A 22,766-nucleotide genomic window follows, 5' to 3' on the forward strand; every position below is an offset into this window, starting at 1 on the left:
ATTCAAAATATAGGAAGATGTCTCTACAAGACCCCAAAGTATCCATTATAGTACCAAGTTACAATCAAGGTCAATTTATAAATGAAACCCTTTTGTCTGTTTATAACCAGATTTATGTTAATTGGGAATGTATAATTGTTAATGACGGAAGTACCGATAATACAGAAGAAATTGCAAGATTATGGCAAGTTAAAGACAGCAGATTCAAATACTTTTATAAAGAGAATAGCGGTGTAAGCAGTACGAGAAATTTTGGCATTTCTAAAGCTACGGGAATTTATCTTCAATTTTTAGATTCAGATGATCTCTTGGATGAGAAAAAAATACAATTATCGGTTGATCAAATACAAAAAACGGTTGGGAGAAAACCTCAGGTAGTTATATCAAATTTTAAGATGATATCTTCTGATTCTAAAGAGATTCTGCCAGCTTTTTGCGAGGTGAATGAAAAATCATTTACGTTTGAAAATTTTTTGTATAATTTGTTTTCGATTCAATTGCAATGCGGTTTTTTTGATATAAAATTATTTGAGAATATAAAATTTCCGGAAAAATTGTCAGCTCAGGAAGATTGGATTGTCTGGATTAACATTTTTAAAAACAATCCTAATTATAGTTTTATAGATTTGCCATTAGCTTATTACAGAATTAATCCGTCCGGTAGGATGAATACAATTGGTGCTGATGATAATCAAATTAAAATTTTAGACTCATTAAAGGAAATATTGACTTATGATCAGTATCATAAATTTTCTGTTGATTTAATATCGAGACATTTTAATTCAGCAAAATTATTTAAAAATAATTTGAACGAAGTTAAGAAGTCTAATACTTACCAGTTTGGATTATTAATTAAAAAAGTACTTGAAAAAATGAGATTGCTGGGATTGGGTAAACAAATTTTTAAACATGTTCTAAAATTTAAAAGTAAAAATTAGCGCTCTGTAAATCTACCGTAACAGAAAAAGAATATGATTTCGATAATAATATGTTCCAGAGATATACATCTTTATAATAAAGTATCAAAAAGTATTGAAGAAACAATTGGAATAATCGACTATGAAATTATAAGGATCGATAATTCTAATGAGAATTTATCAATTACAAAAGCCTATAATAAAGGAATTCAAAAAGCAAAATATGAGTATATGCTCTTTGTTCATGAAGATGTTCTTTTTCATACTAAAAATTGGGCTCCTATTCTTATAAATACATTTGATCTGAACTTAGAATGTGGATTGATTGGGGTTGCAGGTGCAAAATATAAAAGTAAATATCCTAGTGCATTTTGGCATACAAAAGAAGAATTCTTATGTATAAACCTGATTCAACATTATCCAAATAAACCCGCAAGTCATGTTAAACTTGGTTTTCGAGAAAGTCACAACGAAGAAATGGCAGTAATTGATGGGGTTTTTATAGCTTTAAAAAAAAGTATAGGAGTTCAATTTAATGAAGAAATTTACGGCTTTCATTGTTATGATTTAGGAATTAGTATTGATGTGTTAGAAAAAGGGCATAAGATTTTGGTTTCAGATCAAATTTTAATAGAACATTTTTCTAACGGGAATACAAATTTAGATTTTATAAAAGGAGTTCTTAAATTTCATGACTTATATAAAAGTAAACTCCTCAAAAGTAGTAATAAGAAGGATAGGCATTTGGAATCGTTAGCATTAAAAAAATTCTTAGAACTCTGTTTCTATTATAGAACTGTACCTTTTAAATTGTGGATGTTTAATATATTAAATAAACCTTTTGATAGATTGAATTACAAGATACTGAAGCTGAAAATATATGAATTAAGAACTAAAATAAGATTTGATGTCTAAAGTTTCCATAATAGTACCCAGTTATAACCATGGGGAATTTTTATTTGACAGATTATATAGTATACTTAATCAAACATACAAAGATTGGGAAGTGATTATAATTGATGATCAATCTACAGATAATAGTGTATGGATAATTTCAGATTTTTTGGCAAAAAACGCTGATTTTAGAGTAAAATATTTTATTATAAATGATAAAAATTCTGGCACTGGTTATTCTTCATGGCAAAAAGGAATCAGTTTGGCTGAAACAGAGTATATTTGGATTGCAGAAACCGATGATTATTCGGAACCAACTTTTTTGGAGGAATTAGTAAATATCTTAAATGTGAATCAAGAAACCTCACTTGCCTTTTCAGGTAGTCATTATGTTGAAAATGGGGTAATTATTTACGATTCTGCAAATAGAACAAAAGATCTGAATACCTCAATAGGGGAATATAAAATTATAGATAAGGAGCTTTTCTTTGAAAAAATGCCCTTTGATACCTATATCACTAATGGAAGTTCTGTGGTTTTTAGGAAGCCTAAATTCGAAATCCCATCTGAGCTTTTTACTAATAGATTATGTTCGGATCTTTTTCTTTGGTCTTATTTGCTGGAAAACAGTTCTTTTGCATTTCTAAATAAAAATCTAAATTTTTTCAGAAGACATGAAGGTTCAACCTCATCTTATCTGCAAAAGAATAAATTGGAAACCGTTTATCATGAAAAAGCAAATTATTTAAATTATTTTACGCAAACTACCAAATATGATCAATTTATAGAGCACTATATAAAAAATTATATATGGATTAATAAAAAAGATTTTTTAAATACTTCAAGTATCCAAAAGATTCAATCAGATAAAAAATTGAAAACACTATATTTTTACAAATTGCTTCAGTTTATAATATCAAAAATTTTAAAAAAATGAATCCCCTAGTTAGTGTTATTATACCAACATACAATCGCAGTAAATATCTTATGAATGCGATTCAGTCGGTAAGTAATCAATCCTACAATAATATTGAGATAGTTGTTGTTGATGATGGATCTTCAAATAATTATGCTGAAGCGATTTGTAATCAGTTTCCTAATTGCACTTATTTTTTCAAAAAAAACGGAGGGTTGTCATCAGCTAGAAATTTTGGAATTAATAAAGCAAATGGCGAGTTTATAGCTTTTTTAGATGATGATGATTTCTGGGGAAATTCTAAAATCGAAAAGCAAATTAAAGTTTTTCAGGAAAATCCTAAAGTAGATTGTGTACATTCCGCAGCAGCGGTTGTTAATGAAAAAGGACAATTAACGGGTGACATCATAGGTGCTAATAAAGATAAAGTTCACAAACGTTCTGGTTATGTTTTTTGGAATGCTCTAGGTACTTGGGTAGTCAAATCTCCAACTCCTTTAATTAGGAAAAGTGTTTTTAAAAGCGATATGATGTTTGATGAAAACATAAAAGTAGGAGAAGATGTTGACTTTTATCAGAGAATGTTTTATCGGCATAAAATTTTCTATATTCAAGAACCCTTAGCTTTTTATAGAGAATATTTAGATGAAGACAGACTGTCAAAAAAGCTTGAAAAATATATAGGTCTCGAATATAATATGCTGATAAACTTTAAACAAATGGGAGTTATTAATCCATTTGTTTTATATAGAATAAAATTGCGTCTAGCGAAACGTGCAATATTAAAATGGGAACAATTATATAGTAACAAAAAAGTAAAGATTAGTTTCTTGTATTTAATTTTTAATCCAACTAGTTGTATAATTAAGTTTTCCAGATGCGAGTAGGTTTTAATCCAAATAAAGATAAATCACAGGAATCAAATGATTTTTTTCATCATGTTGTAATTCCTGTTTATATTCCCGATCAGGAAGGATATTTTAAAGACGCTTTTAAAATTTTGCAATATTGTCTTGAATCTGTATTTAAGACTATTCATTCAAAGACTTATATTTCAATCGTAAATAACGGGAGTCATCAAATGATTACTGCATATTTAAATGATCTTTTCGAAAAGGGAAAAATACACGAAATAATTAATACTTCAAACATTGGAAAACTCAATGCAATATTGAAAGGCATCTCAGGACATAGTTTTGCATTTGTAACCGTTACTGATTGTGATGTAATGTTCTTAAAAGACTGGCAAAAAGAGACATATACTGTTTTTGAGAAGTTTCCGAAAACCGGAGCGGTTTGTCCAACACCATCTTCAAGAGCCCTAAAAAGCTATACTTTTAATATTTGGTTTGAACTGCTGTTTTCGAAATCACTTCGATTTGCAAAAGTTAAAAACCCGGAGGCGTTAAAAGCCTTTGCAGCGAGTGTCGGAAAACTTAATATGTATAATAGTGTGCATTTGGAAAAATACCTTACGGTGACGAATGGCTATTTTAGAGCGGTTACTGGTGCGGGTCATTTTGTAACAACATTTAGAAAAGAAGTTTTCGAAAAAACGGAGATTAAATACTCTAATTTTATGCTTGGAGGAGATAGTGAGGATAAATTACTGGATTTTCCGGTAGTTAAAAAGGGAATGTGGCGACTTTCAACTGAGGATAATTTTGCTTACCATTTAGGAAATGTAGAAGAAAAATGGATGCAGGAAACTTTGGAACAAATAAAACCGAATGATTTTTTTCCTGTTGAAGCTATTGCTTTACGAAAAATAAAATCGTCAAAAATGGCATTTTTATTAAAATATAAAATATTCTCAAGGATAATTGCAAAAAAGCAGATATGGCATTATTGTCTTAGGAAAAAAGGACTTACTAGAGAAGAAGTACTGCTATATACCCAGAAATATGAATAATCCGATACGAGTAATTCTGATTTCTCAGATCGCTCTTCCATATAGTAAAATTGGGAGCTGGTCGACGCTATATAAAAATTATCTCGAGAATACACATAGAATCGATTATATTATATGCCCGAAACCACAAAAGCTGTTTGAAGGAATACAGTATCATTTTGCAAAGCTTACATTTTGGCACAAATTGCAACGTAAATTTCTGAGGCGTAAAAATCTGGAATATTTTCGGGCTTTTGATAAAATAATTGACCCCAGTCAGAAATATATTATTCAGATTGTCGATAACTATGGAATGGTTAAATCACTAAAAAAGCACCTTGTTGCGAAAGGAATTGCAGAACAATGTTATATTCAGTTTTTTTACCATGGCTTTTCGCCCTATGTGAAATCAGGTTCAGGCGATGAATTTTATGAGATTATTGATGAAATGGTCGTATTAACGATGGACAGCTACAAAGCTCACAAAAAAAGTATTAGTGTATTGCCAAGTCATTTTTCAATATTAAATAACGGAATTGATACAAAGAGGTTTAAGAAAGTTTCAGAATTTGAAAAAAATATACTAAAAAAAGAATTAGGTTTTGGTGATAAAATAACCTTCGTTTGGTGTTCGCAAGACCGTCCAAAGAAGGGATTAGATTTAATTTTAGAGGTTTGGAGAAAAACCTATTCTGTTGAAAAAAAGATGCAATTGCTTGTGATTGGTTGTGATCCGAGACCAAAAATGGAGGGAGTTGTTTTTTTGGGAAAAATTGCAAACGAAGAACTTCCGAAATATTATCAGGCCTCAGATTGTTATCTTTTCCCTACTTTATGGCAGGAAGGTTTTGGGCTTAGTTTGATAGAAGCTTTACACTGTGGGAATTATTGTATTGCATCCGCCTTTGGTGGCGTTCCCGAAGTTTTACAATATGGGAAACTCGGAAAGTTAATCGAAAATCCTCATTTTGTTTCGGAATGGGAAATGGCAATAAATGAGTTTTTAGAGGGAAATAGTAGACTTCCTGAATTCTCAGATGATTTGTACGCTATGGAAAATTGGAACAAAGGAATGAATGAAATTATTGAAAAAGCTAAAAGTAGATTAATAAACAGAGAAATTATAGCGTGAGATTAGAACAATTAACTTTTACCAGATTTCTGGCTGCTGCTTCAATTTTTATCTTCCATTATGGGGGAGGAAGTGTCTTTATCGAGAACGAGAACTTATCATTCATTTTTCAAAATGCCAATATAGGGGTAAGTTATTTTTTTATACTGTCTGGTTTTGTAATGATTATCGCATATGGAAAAAAAACTTCGGTTTCATTTATTGAATATTACAGAAGTAGGTTTGCAAGAATTTACCCGCTTTATTTCTTTGCGCTATTTTTGGTGATTTTTGTACAGCTGATAGAACGAAAATTTGACTTTTTTGGCTTTCTTTTAAATATCCTTATGTTACAGGCCTGGATTCCCGGAAAAGCGCTTTCGTTTAATTTTCCAGCTTGGTCATTGTCGGTCGAAGTTTTGTTTTACCTGATTTTTCCTTTTGTTTTTAATAGGATGTATAAAAAGATATCTCTCAAGCGACTTTCAGTTTATATTGTTCTATTTTGGGTTTTAACTCAGATAGTCACTAATATACTATACTTGTATTTTGGGGAAAGTAATTCTGCACATGTAAAGGATTTTATATTTTACTACCCATTATTACATCTTCACCAGTTTTTAGTTGGGAATTTGGCTGGATTATTTTTTATAAAATACTTACATAATAGAAGAAGAAATTATGATTTGCTAATTCTTGTAGTTGTAGGTTTAGTTATTTTGGCGTTAAAATTCCCATTAGGATTTAATTTGCAGAGTGCTTCAGCATTACTTTTTGTACCACTAATAATTTTAATTTCGCTTAATGCCGGACTGATTACACAATTATTTCAAAAGAGAATTTTTGTGTTTTTAGGAGAGATTAGTTTTGGGGTTTACATCCTTCAATACCCGGTTTGTTTTTTCGTAAGTAATTATAGAATTAAAAAGTACCTTCATATTGAGGATTTGACAATTGTACTTCTAATCAGATTAAGCATATTGATTTTGGTTTCGTCAATGACCTATATTTACCTTGAAAAACCAATTTTAAACAAACTAAAAGTAAAGAAAAAAACATTGGCACTTTCTGAAAATCCAACTTGATAAAAATAAAGGAACAATGAAAACTATAGCTATTATTCCGGCTCGGGGAGGATCAAAAAGGATTCCTGAAAAAAATATTCAATTTTTGGGAGGATTACCTTTAATTGCTCATTCGATACTATATGCCCAACAAAACAGCACTATAATCGATGAGGTTTATGTTTCAACAGATGATGCTGAAATTAAAAAGATAGCATTACAATTTGGAGCCAAAGTAATTGACAGGCCGGCAGCGCTTTCAGGTGATCTGGAACCCACGGTCTCTGCGTTAAGGCATGTTTTAGAATCTATTGAAAGTAATACTGTTGAAAACATAATTTTGCTGCAAGCTACTAATCCGCTGCGACCGGACAGCTTGTTACAGGAAACTTTCGAAGTTTATCAAAAGGAAAATATTGACAGTTTATTTACAGTGACAAGAAATCATCAAAAATTAGGGAAAATTGCAAGCAAAAAATTTATTCCGTTTAATTATTCTATTGGTCAGAGAAGTCAGGATTTAGAGCCTCTTTTTTTTGAAAATGGATTGTTATACATCACAAAAGCATCCTTAATTTTGAATGATATTATTATTTCGGAAAATGCATTTCCGTTCGAAGTAAATCATATTTTTGCACAAGTTGATATTGATACTCCTGAAGATTTAGATTATGCGGAATATCTGTTTCAAAAACAACTATACTAACAAAATACAGTTCATTTTATGAATCCATATATAGAAATTGCCGGTAGAAAAATTGGACCGGATTTTCCACCTTTAGTTATCGCCGAAATCGGAATTAACCACGAAGGTTCTCTTGAGGTTGCCAAAGAAATGGTTGATGCAGCACATAGAGCAGGGGTTGAGGTTGTAAAACATCAGACCCATATAGTAGCAGACGAAATGAGTGGTGCTGCAAAAAAGGTGATTCCGGGAAATGCAGATGTTTCTATTTATGAAATTATGGAGCGTTGTTCCCTAAATGAGAAGGATGAACTGGAACTTAAAAATTATGTTGAAAGTAAAGGTATGATCTTTATTTCGACTCCTTTCTCTCGTGCAGCAGCAGAACGATTAAAGAAATTTGACATACCTGCCTATAAAATTGGTTCAGGAGAATGTAACAATTATCCGTTGTTAGAACATATTGCCTCTTTTGGGAAACCGGTTATCTTAAGTACAGGGATGAATACGATTGAAAGTATTCAAAAAGCAGTTGCAATTTTTGACAAGTATAGTATTCCGGTTGCTTTGTTGCACACTACTAATCTATATCCAACGCCAATTCATTTGGTTCGTTATGGAGCCATGACAGAAGTACATGAAGCTTTTCCCGATAAAGTTTTCGGATTAAGTGATCATACTTTAAATAATAATGCCTGTTTGGGAGCTGTTGCTCTTGGAGCCAGTATTTTAGAGCGTCATTTTACAGACCATATGCAACGCACAGGCCCGGACATTGTTTGCAGCATGGATGAAAAAGCTTGTGGAGAATTAATTGTTTCGAGTGCAGAAATTGCTTTAATGCGTGGGGGAACAAAAAAACCGGCATTAGAGGAGCAAGTAACTATAGACTTCGCTTTTGCAACCGTTTGTGCAATCGCACCAATTAAAAAAGGAGAAAAATTATCAAAAGAAAATATCTGGGTTAAACGTCCTGGTACGGGAAAAATTCTGGCAGAACATTTTAATGATCTAATTGGAAAAGTAGCCGCAAGAGATATTGAAGATGACGAGCAATTAGATTTTAGCGATTTTGATTAATTCAATGAAAAAAATCCTTTTCCTAACCGGAACTCGTGCTGACTTCGGAAAAATAAAGTCATTAATTCAAATTCTTGAAGAAAAGCCGGAATTTGAAGTTTATGTATTTGTAACCGGCATGCATTTACAAGAAATTTATGGTTATACCTTAATTGAAATTGAGCGTTGTAATTTTAAGAATGTATTTACGTTCGAAAACCACACGCACGAAACCACAATGGATTTGACTTTGGCAAAAACAATCGAAGGGTTGTCTAATTACTGCAAAGATATTAATCCCGATATGATCGTTGTTCACGGTGATCGGGTTGAAACGCTTGCAGGAGCCATTGTTGGATCTTTAAATAATATATTGGTTGCACATATTGAAGGAGGCGAAGTTTCAGGAACCGTTGATGAATTAATTCGTCATAGCGTAAGTAAGTTAAGCCATATTCATTTTGTGTCAAATAAAGAAGCTAAGAAAAGATTGATTCAGATGGGAGAAATAAAGGAATCGGTATTTACGATAGGCTCTCCTGATATCGATATTATGTTCTCTGATAAGCTCCCTGATTTAGAGATTGTGAAGAAATATTACCAAATTCCGTTTCGGGAATTTGCTATTGTAATGTTCCATCCGGTTACTACCGAATTTCAATCCATGAAGGAATATGCTGATAATTTTGTCGATTGTTTATTAGAAGATAACCATAATTATATTGTTATTTTTCCAAATAATGATTTAGGGAGTCAGTTCGTTTTGGATTCCTATGAAAAGTTAAAACAAAATCCGAGATTCAGAATTTTCCCATCTCTTCGTTTAGAATACTTTTTGACCTTGTTAAAAAACAGTCAATTTATTATTGGGAACAGCAGTGCCGGAATTCGCGAAGCACCTTACTACGGAATCCCAATCATTAATATCGGGACCCGTCAACAAAATAGGGCTGTTCATGCCGATATCATCAACACAGATTACACTTCGGAAAGTATAAAAGAAGCACTTTCCCTTATAGATTCCCACGAAGTTCAGGCTTCTTTTACTGATTTTGGCGAGGGAAATAGCAGCGATTTGTTTTTGGATTCACTAAAGAAAAACGATATTTGGCAGCTGAATCACCAAAAGCAGTTTAAAGATTTTTAATGAAAAAGAATAAGACATTTATTTTATCATGCGATGGTATTGGCTTACGAAATTTGGCAGCTGTCATTTTTTGTAAATCCGATCTTGAAAATAATGGTGTTGTTTCCTTTTTGAATACTAGTGTCTTTCAATTCAATGAACTAATAAGCTAAGGAAGAGTAAAATGAAACATTTTTTTCGAAAAATAGCGTGGACAATTCTGGGGAAAGGCTATTTGGATTTTTTAAAAGGTCAAAATAAAATCTATTTGCATAAGGCAAAAAATGTAGTTATAGGTTATAAAACATATCATAATGGCGCATTTGTCTGGCAGTGGCATCAAAATTCAAGATTAGAAATTGGTAAATACTGTTCTATTGCCAATGATGTAAACTTTATATTAGATTCAGGACATCATATGATGAGTGAGGTCACGACCTATCCGCATTTCAATTATCTTGTTAATAAAGAGTTGCCTATCGGTAACAGTACCCAATCTGATTTTAAAAAAAACATTAACACAGAGGAAAGTAAAACGATAGTGGGCAATGATGTTTGGATTGGAATGAATGCCATAATTTTGCCTAATGTAAAAATTGGAGATGGTGTTACCATTTTGGCCGGTACAGTTGTCACAAAAGATGTTCCGGACTATGCAATTGTTGGAGGAATCCCCGGAGCAATCGTAAAAATGAAATATGATTTGGATACCATCGACAAAATGAAAAAAATACAATGGTGGAATTGGAGCCCCGAGAAAGTGGAAGAAAATGTGGGAGATTTTTATATCCCAATTCATGATTTCATTGCCAAGTGGTTTAACTGATTCATTTGTACTTTAATAATTAATTTAATTTATGTTTTTTAACTCCTTAGCGTTTGCTATTTTTTTACCAATCGTCTTTTTTCTATATTGGTTTGTTTTTAATAAAACCAAGAGTACACAAAATGCTTTACTTATTGTAGCGAGTTATTATTTCTATTCCTGTTGGGATTGGAGATTTTTGTTTTTATTGGTTTTTTCTACATTTTTGGACTATTACACCGGTATTCAGATCGAAAAAGGAAAGTCTGAAAAAAGCCGAAAATTTTGGTTTTGGCTTAGTATTTTAGTCAATTTAGGATTTCTGGGTATTTTTAAATATTACAATTTTTTTGCTGCTTCATTCGCAGAATTATTAAGTTCGGCCGGAGTTAAGGCGAGTCCAATTTTATTGAATGTTATTCTTCCGGTTGGAATTTCATTTTATACTTTTCACGGACTGTCTTATGTGATTGATATTTATTACAAAAGGATAAAAGCAGAATATAACTTTATAGATTATTCTCTTTTTGTAAGCTATTTTCCGCTTTTAGTGGCAGGACCAATAGAGAGAGCCACACACTTATTACCACAAGTAAAAGTAAAACGAGAATTTAATTTTCAATTTGCAAAAGAAGGAATTTATCAAATCATCTGGGGGCTGGTAAAAAAAGTAGTTATCGCAGATACCTGTGCGACCTATGCCAATGCTATTTTTGATAATTATCCTTCAATGAATACGTTCTCTCTTATTTTGGGAGCCGTGTATTTTGCCTTTCAGATTTATGGCGATTTTTCAGGTTATTCAGATATTGCCCTGGGAGTTTCAAAATTGTTTGGTTTAGACTTGTTGAGGAATTTCAATTATCCTTATTTTTCCAGAGATATTGCCGAGTTCTGGCGTCGCTGGCATATTTCGTTATCGTCCTGGTTTCGCGATTATTTATACATTCCGTTAGGAGGTAGCAAAGGCGGTCTTTGGATGAAAATCAGAAATACATTCATCATTTTTGTTGTCAGTGGATTTTGGCATGGAGCCAATTGGACTTACGTGGTCTGGGGATTTATAAATGCTGTGTATTTCCTTCCTTTACTTTTATCAAACAGCAACCGCAACAATATGGATGCGATTGAGTTGAAATTTAATTTCGATTCCGTAAAAATACTAATGAGTATTCTCTATACCTTTTTGCTTACCTGTGTGGCTTGGGTATTTTTTAGAGCTAAATCTATAACAGATGCGTTTGCCTATTTAAAACGTATTATTACTAATAGAGATTTTAGTTTTCAATATTTAGACAATGAGCGTTACAACTACGAACTGATATTATTGATTGGTTTGTTTGTACTGGTTGAATGGAATAGCAGAAATAAAATTGAACCCCTTTCCGGGAAAAGAAGTATGCTGAAATTGGCTTTGGCGATAATGGCGATAATGGCTTTCGGAACGTATTCAGATTATAAAGAATTTATATATTTTCAGTTTTAATGAAGAATTTTTTAATTTATACAGTCAAAATTGTACTCGTAACAGCTCTTGTAGCAGTTTTACTGGACGGATTGTATACCGCCGTTTTTATGCAATCGAAGAACCGTGGTAAGGTCGAAACGGTAGTGAACTCTGAAGCTAAAAATTATGATGTAGTCATCCTGGGTTCGTCTCGTGCCAATAACCATTTTGTAGCACAAATGTTTGAAGATAAAGGAATAAAAACGTTTAATTACGGAATGAGTGGAGGGCATTTGTTTGAAGCTTCACTGATGTTGAAATTGATGATCGAAAGGAAATATACTATTAAGAATGTTATTTTAGAAGCCGATTTAAATCTTTCAGGAGAAGAGAGAGCTGAAGGGATTTCAGCCTTGTTTCTACCCTATATTCATAATTCTGAAACGATAAAGAAACATTTTGAAAATGACAAAGATTTCAATGAGTTATACTATCTGCCTTTTTATCGTTATATAAAGTATGATGGTAAAATTGGGTTTAGAGAAACCTTTTTTACTGCAATTCGTAAAAAGACATCCATGTTAGATAATTTAGGGTACTATCCGTTGTTAAAAACAAAAAGCGGAAATATGAAAAACAATATTGTTAATCTGAATCCGTTGCCTCACAATAAATACTACGAAGAAATTAAAAATATTTGCAAAGTCAATAATATTAATTTTATAGCGGTAATGACGCCGATGTGCGAGAATGTTAAAGGCATGAACTATTTTGACAAAGTAAAAAAGGCTTATCCGGAAATTCATAATTACGAGAATGTAGTGATCGAAGACAAGTATTTTTCGTCCTGTGGGCATATGAACGATACTGGTGCGAAGATTTTTACGGCGAGAATTATAAATGACTTTTTTGGTAAAAAAGAACCAAATGCGGCTTTTTAAGAACTATAAAGCAAGGATTGAAATGGTATTATTTTGTATTGAATTTCTGAATGGAAAAGGATAAAATTTTATTGCTCTTTCCGGACGGTGTCGGGATTAGAAATTATCTGTATTCTAATGTCTTTAAAGATATGGAAGAAGATCTCGTGCTGTTTCATAATTTTGATCCAGAAACCGTAAAGGCAATTAAAGATAATGTTGTGATTGATGATGAGATTGCAATTCCGGCGTACAAAGAGTCCGTTAAAGAAAAATTTTTAAGAGAGTTAATTTGTCTTTCAAGACTCTATTATAATACTGAAAAAGTAAAAAATACCTCTTTACTGACCAATTGGAATTGGAAGCAAAAGACATTTTCGAAAAAAGTTTTTTATAAATTAATTGAGATAGCAGCTCCATTTTTCAATAGATATGCTACTATTTTGAGATTAGAAGAAAAATATCGAAAAGCGATCCGTCAGAATGTTTTTTATGATGAGGTAAAAAATATTTTGAAAGAAGTACAGCCGAAAGTTGTTTTTTGTTCACACCAACGAGCGTTGAAAGGAGCTACTATATTTGCAGCTGCGACCGATTTAGGAATTAAAACGGCAACAGTAATTTATTCCTGGGATAATTTGCCAAAGGCAAGAATGGCGTTAAGGGCTGACCACTATTTGGTATGGTCCGCTTATATGAAAAAAGAATTAGCACTCTATTATCCTGAAATCGGAGCAGAGAAGATTCATATTACAGGAACTTCTCAGTTTGAGTTTTATGATGATGAGAAAAATAGCATCGACAAAGAAACTTTTTACAAGAGCTATAATTTAGACCCTGCTAAAAAAATCATTTGTTTCTCCGGAGACGATGCCAAAACATCTCCCGATGATCCGGATTATTTGAAGGATATTGCCGAAGAATTGACAAAAGCCAATTTGCAGGGAGAATATCAAATTCTGTTCAGAAGATGTCCGGTGGATTTTTCGGGTAGATATGAATCTGTGGTAAATAAGTATAAAGATCTTATAAAGGAAGCCGCCCCGTTGTGGTATTTCAATACTACAGGCGAGTGGAATACCGTTTATCCGTCAGTTGATGATGTGAAGTTATTGGTGAGCACTGCCTTTTATTCGGATATTGTAGTCAATGTCGGGTCAACAATGGCTTTTGATTTTGCGATGTTTGATAAACCATGTGTATTTATTAATTACGATCAGCAAGTTAAAAAGGTGACTGATTGGTCGGTAAAAACGATTTATCAGTTTCAGCATTTCAAAAGTATGCCTAATGAAGAGGCCGTTGTTTGGCTGAACAACAAAGCAGAAATTGTCGAAAAGTTAACGTCTCAGAAAAAATGCACCTCGCATATGATCGAATGGAAAGATATCGTGTTGGAAGATTATAAAAATGCCTCTATGAAAATAAGAGAAATCATTAAAGCGAATTAAAATGCATATTTGCTTCTTAACAAACGAATATCCGAAAGAAGGCTTTCCACATGGTGGGCTAGGAAGTTTCGTGAAGACTTTAGCCGTAGCATTGGTCAAGAGAGGAATTCGCGTTTCGGTAATTGGGATCAATTATACTTTAAATGAGGAAAGCGAAATCGCAGATGGTGTACATATTTATCGTTTGAAACGAAGCACGGTAAAAATGGTTTCCTGGTATTTTAATTTTAAAGCAATTAACGAAAAAATAAAAGAAATTCATCAGATCAACCCTATCAGTATTGTTGAATCTTCTGAGTTGGGTCTTGCTTTTATCAGTAAAATAAAAGCTATAAAATATATTATTCGACTTCACGGAGGCCATCATTTTTTTGCTGAAAGTGAAAACAGAAAAATTAATAAATGGAAGGGATTTCAAGAGAAACGATCGTTTAAAAACAGCGATGCTTTTATTGCCGTTTCTCAATATGTAAAAAACCACACCGAAAAATATTTAAGCTATACTAATAAGCCTGTTGGGTATATTTATAATCCAATAAACACAGCATTATTTCAGCCTATTGTAAAAGAAGTTCCCGAATCTAAAATTGTTTTTGTAGGGACGGTCTGTGAGAAAAAGGGAATTCGCCAATTAATACAAGCTTTTCCATTGGTAAAAAAAGAATATCCGGAGGCAACATTGGAAATATATGGAAGAGACTGGTTTTTTCCTGATGGTAGTTCGTACATACAGTTACTAAAAGAAAAAGAATTACCGCAATTAGGAGATGTTGTAAAGGATATCCGTTTTCATGGAGCAATTCCATATACCAGTGTACCACAGGTATATGCGGGAGCTACCGTTTGTGTATTCCCGTCTCATATGGAAACGCAGGGTTTAGTCGCACCGGAAGCGATGGCTATGGAAAAAGCTGTTGTCTTTACCAAGTTAGGTCCCGGACCCGAGACAATAGAGAATTATAAAACAGGATTGTTATGCGATCCACACGATCCTAAGGATATTGCCGAAAAGATTATTTGGTTTTTTTCTAATAAGAAAAAAGCAATTATAATGGGCAAGACGGCAAGAGAAGTGGTACTTGAAAAACATAGTTTAGAGACTATTGCTCTTCTGAATATTGACTTTTATAGGATGAAAATTTTTGGTAAGGAATAAAATGAGAACAATTCTAATTGCGCATAATTACACAGAAAGTTCATTCGCATTTATGAGTTATTATTTAGCTCACCATTTAGCATTCGAAGGGAATAAGGTCATCTTTATTTCGCATAGACCCTTTTTTAGGGATCCTTTTGAAGAAAATATAGAGAATGGACAATTGTTAATTTATTCCTGGCCAACTGAAAGCAGACCAGTTAGGATTAAGGATGCATTCTGGTTTGCAAAATTGTATCTAAAGTATAAACCGACGGTTGTAATAAGTCATTTTGTAAATGTCAATATTACCACGATAGTATCCAAAATACTTTCTTTGGGGAAAGTTAAAACATTTCCCTATTATCATACATTATCAACTCAGATTCAGCAGGATGTTTCGAGTTCCACTTTAAAAAGGAATTTTAAAAAATACAGAAAAAAACTGATTTATAAATGGTTTGCAGATCAAGTTATTTGCCCTTCAGATTTAGCTAGAGAAGATTTTAAGAATCATTTTAATTGCTCAAATGCGATAAAAGTGATAAACCCAATGCGAGATAGATTTAAAGAGAAAAGTAAAATAGAATCAGATTTTATTATAGTATCGTATTTAGGAAGGTTGGAATCGTCTAAGGGTGTTATAGATTTAATTAACGCTTTTCTGGAGTATAAAAAGAAGTTTTTAATGTCAAAAATTGTTTTAAATATTGCAGGAAGTGGTAGTCAATACGATCAGATTAGTAGATTAGCGATTGATAACCCCATAGTTAATTTTCTGGGAGCGTTACCCTATAACGAAATTGATGAATATCTGCATAAGAGTCATTATACAATTATACCATCAAAATTTGATGCTTTAAATATGGTAGGGATAGAAGCAATGATGAATCAGACACCTTTATTGATTTCAAATAATACAGGGTTGGCTTCAGAACTAAAAGATGGAGCAGAGTGTTATAAATTTGATCCGATGATAGAAGAAATGGTAATGCTCTTTGAAAGAGTAGAAAATAATTTTGAAAAGCAAAATGAAATGGGGATTAAGGCGAGAGAAACATTTTTAAAAAAATTTAAGGTGGAAAACTATTGCAAAGTAATTCAGAAAATTATCGAAATAAATTAGATAAAAGGTTGTGTAATAAGAAAACAAATTATAACAAAATAATAAGGTTAGTGCCAAAATCAATACACTTTGCGATAATTACTCATGTTCTTCATAACAAGGAAGAGTCTCATTTGTCCGGTTATGCTCCCTATATCCGTGAAATGAATATTTGGTTTAAATATGTTGATGAAGTAAGCATTGTTGCGCCATTATTGAAAACAGGACCAACAGCAATTAATAGTGTTTATGAACATGAAAAAATAAACTTTGTAAAGATTCCGACTTTAAATTTTACTAGTTTTAAAAAGATTTGCAGTTCATTATTTAAATTGCCTATTCTCCTTTGTAGAATCTTTTGGACAATGAAAAAAGCAGATCATATTCATTTGCGTTGCCCGGGTAATATTGGTTTACTAGGTTGTTTGGTTCAAATTTTTTTTCCTAATAAAATAAAGACAGCTAAGTATGCAGGAAACTGGGACCCCAAAAGTAAACAACCATGGTCATATCGTTTGCAAAAATATATTTTAAATAATACTTTTTTGACGAGAAATATGCAAGTATTAGTCTATGGTAATTGGGAGAAACAATCTAAGAATATTAGGCCTTTTTTTACTGCGACCTATTCAGAAGCAGAGAAAGAAATTGTTGAGAAACCAGGGTTTGACACTGTTCTAGAATTTATCTTTGTGGGAAGTTTAGTTTCAGGTAAAAATCCTATGTATGCAGTCCAATTGGTTGAGCAATTGATTAAAAAGGGAAGAAAAGCTGTTTTGAATTTATATGGTGAAGGAATTGAAAGAAATGTTTTAGTAGATTACATTAAAAAAAATAAATTAGGAGAATATATAATATTACAGGGTAATCAAAGTAAAGAAGTTGTAACGGAAGCTTATAAAAAAAGTCACTTTGTAGTACTGCCCTCTAAAAGCGAGGGCTGGCCTAAAGCTATTGCTGAGGGAATGTTTTGGGGATGTGTGCCTGTTGCTACTAAAGTTTCTTGTCTACCTTTTATGCTTGATTTTGGAAATAGAGGTATTTTGCTCGAAATGGATTTAGAGGAAGATATAGCAAAAATCGAAGGAATCATTACAAAGGAGGATGTTTTTTTTGCGATAAGTAAGTTAGCAGCTGACTGGTCACAACAATATACAACTTCACTTTTCGAAACGGAAATTGCAAAGTTATTAGTAAAATGAGGATTGTTCAGATCATAGATTCGTTAGAGGCTGGTGGGGCAGAGCGTATGGCTATTAATTTTGCCAATATTTTGGTAAATAAGATTGAGTTTTCCGGTTTGATTTCTACCCGAAAAGAAGGGCAATTGTTGAATCAAATTGATGAAAAGGTTTCTTATCTCTTTTTAAGAAAAGAGAAAAAAATAGATTTTATGGCGGTTTTTAGACTGAGAAAATATTTGAAAAGTAATAAAATTGATATTATTCATGCACATAGTTCTTCCTTTTTTATAGCGGTTTTAACAAAATTTACTTTGCCATCAATTAAAATAATCTGGCATGATCACTACGGTTCTCGAGTCAAAGAGTCAAAGAAACGGAATAGAGTTTTGATTTTTGCTTCCTTTTTTTTTAGTTCAATTTTTGCTGTTAACCTTCAGTTAGAACAATGGAGCAAGAAAAATATGAACTGTAAAAATGTGATTTTTGTCCCTAATTTTGTTTTTGGATATTCTGAAGTTAATGGAATTACAAAATTAAAAGGAACAGTAGGTAAGCGGATGGTTTTTTTGGCGAATTTAAAAAAACCGAAGAATCATATTCTTGTTTTAAAAGCTTTTTTCGATTTAAGATTAGATAAATTAGATTGGAGCCTGCATCTGATTGGCAAAGACTATTTAGACGCTTATTCAGAAGAATTAAAAAGCTTTATAAAATCTAATTCACTGGAAAATCACATACATTTGTACGGAGAAAAGAATGATGTTAAGACTATTTTGTTACAAGCTTCTGTAGGTATTTTGGCGTCGACAGAGGAAGGATTTCCGGTAACATTGTTGGAATATGCTCTTGCAGAATTGGCGATAGTTTCAACAAATGTAGGTTATTGTTCAGAGCTTGTTCAGAATGAAGTTAACGGTTTGTTATTTAGTCCTGTAAATCAGATGGAAATAAAGATGCAGATGGAAAAAATAGCCAAAAATGAAAAACTAAGGGCAGATTTGGCAAAAAATATAAAAGTTAAAGTAGAGCGGGACTATTCTGAAAAAACTATAGTTGAAATGCTTTTGCAGGCCTATAAAAAATAATCTGATGGGGAAATCTTCATTGCCATATATTTATTTGATTCTCTTTCATGCTTTTATTGGAGGATTTGTTTTTGTTCTGCCTCTTGTTTCAAAAGTATGTACTTTGTTGATTTTTATCTGTGGACTTTACTATATTATAAAAAATAAAAATAAGAACAACGAAGTACTTATAATGTCGGCATATGTTATAAGTGTTGAGGTGTTTTTAAGGATGACGGATGGCGCTATTTTAAATGAATTTGGTAAGTATACTGTCATAATCTTTATGTTTATTGGGATTATTTATTCAGGTTTTTCAAATAAAGCATTTATCTATTGGGGCTTTTTGATTTTGCTTATCCCAAGTGTGATTTTGTCTGTTTTCTCTTTAAATTTTGATACTAATATTAGGAAAGCAATAGCTTTCAATATTTCAGGACCAGTTTGTTTAGGAATTTCTTCTGTTTATTGTTATCAAAGAAAAATAACTTTTGATCGATTAAAAATAGTGATAACAGCTTTGTCTTTACCATTAATATCTATCGCAGTTTATCTGTTTTTGTATTCTCCAAGTATTAAAGATGTTGTTACAGGAACAGAATCTAATTTTGCAACTTCAGGAGGATTTGGACCAAACCAGGTATCGACTATTTTAGGTTTAGGAATCTTTGTTTTTTTTGTGCAATTGTTGTTAAATTCTAAAAGCAGGGTACTGGTATTAGTTAATGGTTTGCTTGTTCTTGTTTTTGCTTTTCGCGGAATTGTTACTTTTTCAAGAGGAGGAGTAATGACAGGTATTGTTATGATTGTTTTACTTTTAATTGTCTTGTATAAACAAGGAAGCGCTAGGGCTAAGGCGAAAGTTGGTCTGGTGATTATTTTTACCTTTTTAGCAGGTGTTGGAGTCTGGGGGTATTCGTCAATGCAAACCAGTGGGTTGATTAATAAAAGATATTCTAATCAGGATGCTGCAGGAAGAGAGAAAAAAAGTAAATTGTCAGGTCGCGAAGCTCTTATGGAAACCGAGCTTGGGATGTTTCTCGATAATCCCATCTTAGGAGTAGGAGTAGGGAAAAACAAAGAAATTAGGGAGGAAGAAACAGGAATTGAGGCAGCATCACACAATGAGATAACACGAATGATGGCAGAGCATGGGACATTAGGTGTAATTGATTTGATGATTCTATTATTCACGCCACTTTTGTTATTTGTTAATAATCGACAGAATGTATTTGCACTTTCGTTTTGGGCCTTTTGGCTATTGACCATTAATCATGCGGCTATGCGATTGGCAGCACCTGCTTTTATATACGCTTTAGCATTACTTTCTGTTCAGATTAACATTCCTGAAAAAGCGGAAAATTCGCTCGATTAAATTCTTTTTTTTGTAATACATTTGCTTCGAGTTAATTACCGCCCCCAAATTAAACTGTAGAATAAATGTTTTTAAATAAAAAAATCCATTTCGAAATATCGGAACGGAAAGTACTACTTCATATTTTTGATGCCATTTTTGTCTTAGGTGCACTGTTTTTGTTGAGTGTTACTTTTGATTTTAAGTATTTCTCATTCTCAAGCGCAAATTATTATTGGGAAATCGTATTGGTATTTTACATCTTCATGTTCGGATCGATATTCGAAATGTATAATTTACAGGTGGCAAGCAACCAATTTCAGATTCTTAAAAGTACCATTTTTACGGCAAGCACGACTGTTATTGTTTATTTGCTGACTCCCGTTTTATCACCTGAATTACCCAAACACAGAATTGCAATAGTTGTGTTTTATTTTGCCGTTCTTTTTTCATTATTGGCATGGAGATATCTTTATGTTTATTTCTTGGCTTCCCATAGATTTGTTCAGAATGTGCTCTTAATATGTGATCAAAATCAGGTCGAAGAGTTGGTTTTGGGACTTGAAAATGTGGACCCTCACTATAAAATCGTTGGATTTGTAAATTCAGATTCGGTAGTTCAGGAGGACTTAGGTTTTCATTATGTGAAAAAGATTAAAAGAGAAGATTTAGAAGATTTTGTTTCTAAAAATAATATCTCAGAAATTGTAATAGCCTCTCAGAACACTGACGGAATAACAACTGAATTGTATCAGAAACTATTACATTTATTAGAGAACGGAAACATAATTAGGGAGTATACACAAGTGTACGAAAGTAAAACACAACGTATTCCGGTACATTATATTTCAAGAGATTTCTATCGGTTCTTCCCCTTTAGTCGTAGTAACAACAATAAGTTGTATTTGTTTCAGGTTCGTTTTTTTGAATTCTTTTTTTCATTTCTTGGACTCATAGCCTGTTTCCTTTTTATTCCGTTTATTTTTATTGGAAATTTAATTGGGAATAAGGGAGCTTTGTTTTATACGCAGGAAAGGGTGGGGAAAAACGGAGTGGTCTTCAAAATATATAAGTTTAGAACAATGGTAGAAAATTCAGAATCTAACGGAGTGGCTTTTGCAATTTCAGGAGATAAACGAGTTACTCCATTTGGGAAATTTATGCGTAAATCAAGAATAGACGAATTACCACAGTTTTTTAATGTTCTTATAGGAGATATGGCCGTTATTGGGCCAAGACCCGAACGTCCGTTTTTTGTGGATGAAATTGCCCAAAGAATGCCTTTTTATGAAACAAGGCATGTTATAAAACCGGGCCTTACCGGATGGGCACAAGTTAATTATTCTTATGGCGAATCGATAGAGGAAAGTCTGATAAAATTACAATACGACTTGTATTACATCAAACATAGAAGTGTTTTTCTGGATTTGAGCATTACTTTTAAAACCATTACAACTATCGTATTTTATCGTGGACAATAATTTAGATGATAATAGGAATTCGTTTTTTGTTTCGGATTGCTACTCGTACTAAGACAAAACCACTGGTTAGGATCATTGGCAGAACAATAAAGAAATGCGCTTTATTGATCATAAAGATGGTATAAACGATTAGAAACAGCAAATGTAAAACCGCAAATCGATAAGTCCATTTTTTATTTTGAGCAATGGAAAGAAAAATCAAAATCAATAAAAGCGGACTGAATAAAAGTACATTGTAATTCATTGACAGTTCCTGATGGAAAGAATAAAATCCAACAGAGACAAAAAAGATGCCCATTAACGACAAAATCAAAAGAAAGATTTTGTCTACCAGTTTGGTACGTGCTAAGAAAACAAGGGCAAGTACAAAGAGGTAAGTGTAGATGTTATTCCACCATGATGAAGGCGTTTCTTTTTCGAAACTCAAAAGTGTTTTGCTTTTATCGGCCAAAGGATAATTTTGAAAGGTAGTTTTTTCTAAACTGTTTTTCAATTCAAAAGGCAAAAATATGCGTGTCCCTAATTGATCTACTTTGGTCCCGAAAATAATGCTTGTGCCTAATTTTTCATAAAAGTGCCCATCAAAATATGGATACAGTATGGATCTGTAAGTGATGTCTGTATCGCCTTTTTTGGTAATCGTATTTTTTCCTAAAGTACTATTGATAATATCAACAACCATCGAAGTACAGTTTTTGTCAATAAATTTATAGGTATAAAAACGGTCTTCAGAAAGTAGGGTTGTATTTAGCTTGTCAAAAAGTTTTTGTTTTAAATCTGGTGTTATAAGCAATTCCTGCTCATAGACACTTCGTTTTTCATAGGTATAGTTGTCAATAAATTCGGAGTACGAATGGGCTACAACAAAATATTGCAAATCTCCTTTTGTAAACTTTGCGACAAAATTGGGAGTGCTAAAATCAAAAGCACCATAATTATAAACAACGTCAATATTGGTTGAAGGATCAGCAACGCGAATGGCTGTGTGTCCAAAATAAGAATACGTTTCATTGCCAAGACCGCAGGTAATAACACTAACTTTAGCTTCTTTTGATAAGGGTACATTTTGGCTAAAACCAATAATGGAACTTAATAATAATAAAGTAAAAAGTGTTATTTTAAAAATGACTTTCTTCATGATTTAAAATTTTAAGAAG

21 protein-coding genes are annotated in these 22,766 nt (G+C 32.4%); 20 read left to right on the plus strand and 1 reads right to left on the minus strand.

From position 1 onward, the window contains the following. Positions 1-17: 17 nt before the first annotated feature. From G3A47_RS08345 to G3A47_RS08440, 20 genes are all read left to right on the plus strand, one after another. Positions 18-938 carry a glycosyltransferase family 2 protein gene (locus G3A47_RS08345; RefSeq protein WP_166921708.1) on the plus strand — a complete coding sequence of 307 codons (921 nt, stop codon included), beginning with the start codon at positions 18-20 and terminating at the stop codon, positions 936-938. Between the two features lie 33 nt (positions 939-971). Next, entirely contained in the window at positions 972-1,832 is an 861-nt protein-coding gene (locus G3A47_RS08350; RefSeq protein WP_166921709.1) for a glycosyltransferase, read from the plus strand. Next, positions 1,825-2,748, plus strand: coding sequence for a glycosyltransferase family 2 protein (locus G3A47_RS08355; RefSeq protein ID WP_166921710.1), 924 nt, complete (start codon positions 1,825-1,827; stop codon positions 2,746-2,748). Before G3A47_RS08350 ends, G3A47_RS08355 begins: the two co-directional genes overlap by 8 nt. Further along, positions 2,745-3,614 (plus strand): glycosyltransferase family 2 protein, encoded by an 870-nt coding sequence (locus G3A47_RS08360; protein ID WP_166921711.1) that lies wholly within the window; start codon positions 2,745-2,747, stop codon positions 3,612-3,614. Before G3A47_RS08355 ends, G3A47_RS08360 begins: the two co-directional genes overlap by 4 nt. Next, entirely contained in the window at positions 3,605-4,639 is a 1,035-nt protein-coding gene (locus G3A47_RS08365; protein WP_166921712.1) for a glycosyltransferase family A protein, read from the plus strand. Before G3A47_RS08360 ends, G3A47_RS08365 begins: the two co-directional genes overlap by 10 nt. Then, positions 4,632-5,750, plus strand: coding sequence for a glycosyltransferase family 4 protein (locus G3A47_RS08370; protein WP_166921713.1), 1,119 nt, complete (start codon positions 4,632-4,634; stop codon positions 5,748-5,750). Before G3A47_RS08365 ends, G3A47_RS08370 begins: the two co-directional genes overlap by 8 nt. Then, positions 5,747-6,814, plus strand: a complete 1,068-nt coding sequence (locus G3A47_RS08375; protein ID WP_166921714.1) for an acyltransferase family protein — start codon at positions 5,747-5,749, stop codon at positions 6,812-6,814. The genes G3A47_RS08370 and G3A47_RS08375 overlap by 4 nt, the downstream gene beginning before the upstream one ends. A 16-nt stretch (positions 6,815-6,830) precedes the next feature. Next, positions 6,831-7,499 carry an acylneuraminate cytidylyltransferase family protein gene (locus tag G3A47_RS08380; RefSeq protein WP_166921715.1) on the plus strand — a complete coding sequence of 223 codons (669 nt, stop codon included), beginning with the start codon at positions 6,831-6,833 and terminating at the stop codon, positions 7,497-7,499. A gap of 18 nt (positions 7,500-7,517) precedes the next feature. Continuing rightward, positions 7,518-8,558 carry an N-acetylneuraminate synthase family protein gene (locus G3A47_RS08385; protein WP_166921716.1) on the plus strand — a complete coding sequence of 347 codons (1,041 nt, stop codon included), beginning with the start codon at positions 7,518-7,520 and terminating at the stop codon, positions 8,556-8,558. A 4-nt stretch (positions 8,559-8,562) separates the two neighbouring features. Continuing rightward, complete coding sequence (gene neuC / locus G3A47_RS08390) at positions 8,563-9,684, plus strand: UDP-N-acetylglucosamine 2-epimerase (RefSeq protein WP_166921717.1); 1,122 nt, start codon at positions 8,563-8,565, stop codon at positions 9,682-9,684. A gap of 163 nt (positions 9,685-9,847) precedes the next feature. Beyond that, on the plus strand, positions 9,848-10,489 hold the full coding sequence (locus G3A47_RS23985) for a CatB-related O-acetyltransferase (protein ID WP_166921718.1): 642 nt from the start codon (positions 9,848-9,850) through the stop codon (positions 10,487-10,489). Between the two features lie 31 nt (positions 10,490-10,520). Then, on the plus strand, positions 10,521-11,954 hold the full coding sequence (locus G3A47_RS08400) for an MBOAT family O-acyltransferase (protein WP_166921719.1): 1,434 nt from the start codon (positions 10,521-10,523) through the stop codon (positions 11,952-11,954). Beyond that, positions 11,954-12,856 carry a hypothetical protein gene (locus tag G3A47_RS08405; RefSeq protein ID WP_166921720.1) on the plus strand — a complete coding sequence of 301 codons (903 nt, stop codon included), beginning with the start codon at positions 11,954-11,956 and terminating at the stop codon, positions 12,854-12,856. The genes G3A47_RS08400 and G3A47_RS08405 overlap by 1 nt, the downstream gene beginning before the upstream one ends. 50 nt (positions 12,857-12,906) lie before the next feature. Beyond that, positions 12,907-14,286, plus strand: a complete 1,380-nt coding sequence (locus G3A47_RS08410) for a UDP-glycosyltransferase (RefSeq protein ID WP_166921721.1) — start codon at positions 12,907-12,909, stop codon at positions 14,284-14,286. A 1-nt stretch (position 14,287) separates the two neighbouring features. Then, a complete protein-coding gene (locus G3A47_RS08415) occupies positions 14,288-15,442 on the plus strand; it encodes a glycosyltransferase family 4 protein (protein ID WP_166921722.1) in 1,155 nt (384 codons plus the stop codon). A gap of 1 nt (position 15,443) precedes the next feature. Continuing rightward, positions 15,444-16,547, plus strand: a complete 1,104-nt coding sequence (locus tag G3A47_RS08420) for a glycosyltransferase family 4 protein (RefSeq protein ID WP_166921723.1) — start codon at positions 15,444-15,446, stop codon at positions 16,545-16,547. 50 nt (positions 16,548-16,597) lie between these two features. After that, a complete protein-coding gene (locus tag G3A47_RS08425) occupies positions 16,598-17,728 on the plus strand; it encodes a glycosyltransferase (protein WP_306783633.1) in 1,131 nt (376 codons plus the stop codon). Beyond that, positions 17,725-18,795 (plus strand): glycosyltransferase, encoded by a 1,071-nt coding sequence (locus G3A47_RS08430; RefSeq protein WP_166921724.1) that lies wholly within the window; start codon positions 17,725-17,727, stop codon positions 18,793-18,795. The genes G3A47_RS08425 and G3A47_RS08430 overlap by 4 nt, the downstream gene beginning before the upstream one ends. Positions 18,796-18,799: 4 nt before the next feature. After that, complete coding sequence (locus G3A47_RS08435; protein ID WP_166921725.1) at positions 18,800-20,149, plus strand: O-antigen ligase family protein; 1,350 nt, start codon at positions 18,800-18,802, stop codon at positions 20,147-20,149. A gap of 65 nt (positions 20,150-20,214) precedes the next feature. After that, positions 20,215-21,609, plus strand: a complete 1,395-nt coding sequence (locus G3A47_RS08440) for an exopolysaccharide biosynthesis polyprenyl glycosylphosphotransferase (protein ID WP_166921726.1) — start codon at positions 20,215-20,217, stop codon at positions 21,607-21,609. 1 nt (position 21,610) lies between these two features. Here the strand turns inward: G3A47_RS08440 and G3A47_RS08445 are convergent, their stop codons facing one another. Next, entirely contained in the window at positions 21,611-22,747 is a 1,137-nt protein-coding gene (locus G3A47_RS08445; protein WP_166921727.1) for a lipoprotein N-acyltransferase Lnb domain-containing protein, read from the minus strand. Between the last annotated feature and the right edge of the window lie 19 nt (positions 22,748-22,766).

It is taken from the genome of Flavobacterium poyangense (assembly GCF_011751075.1).
Classification (GTDB): domain Bacteria; phylum Bacteroidota; class Bacteroidia; order Flavobacteriales; family Flavobacteriaceae; genus Flavobacterium; species Flavobacterium poyangense.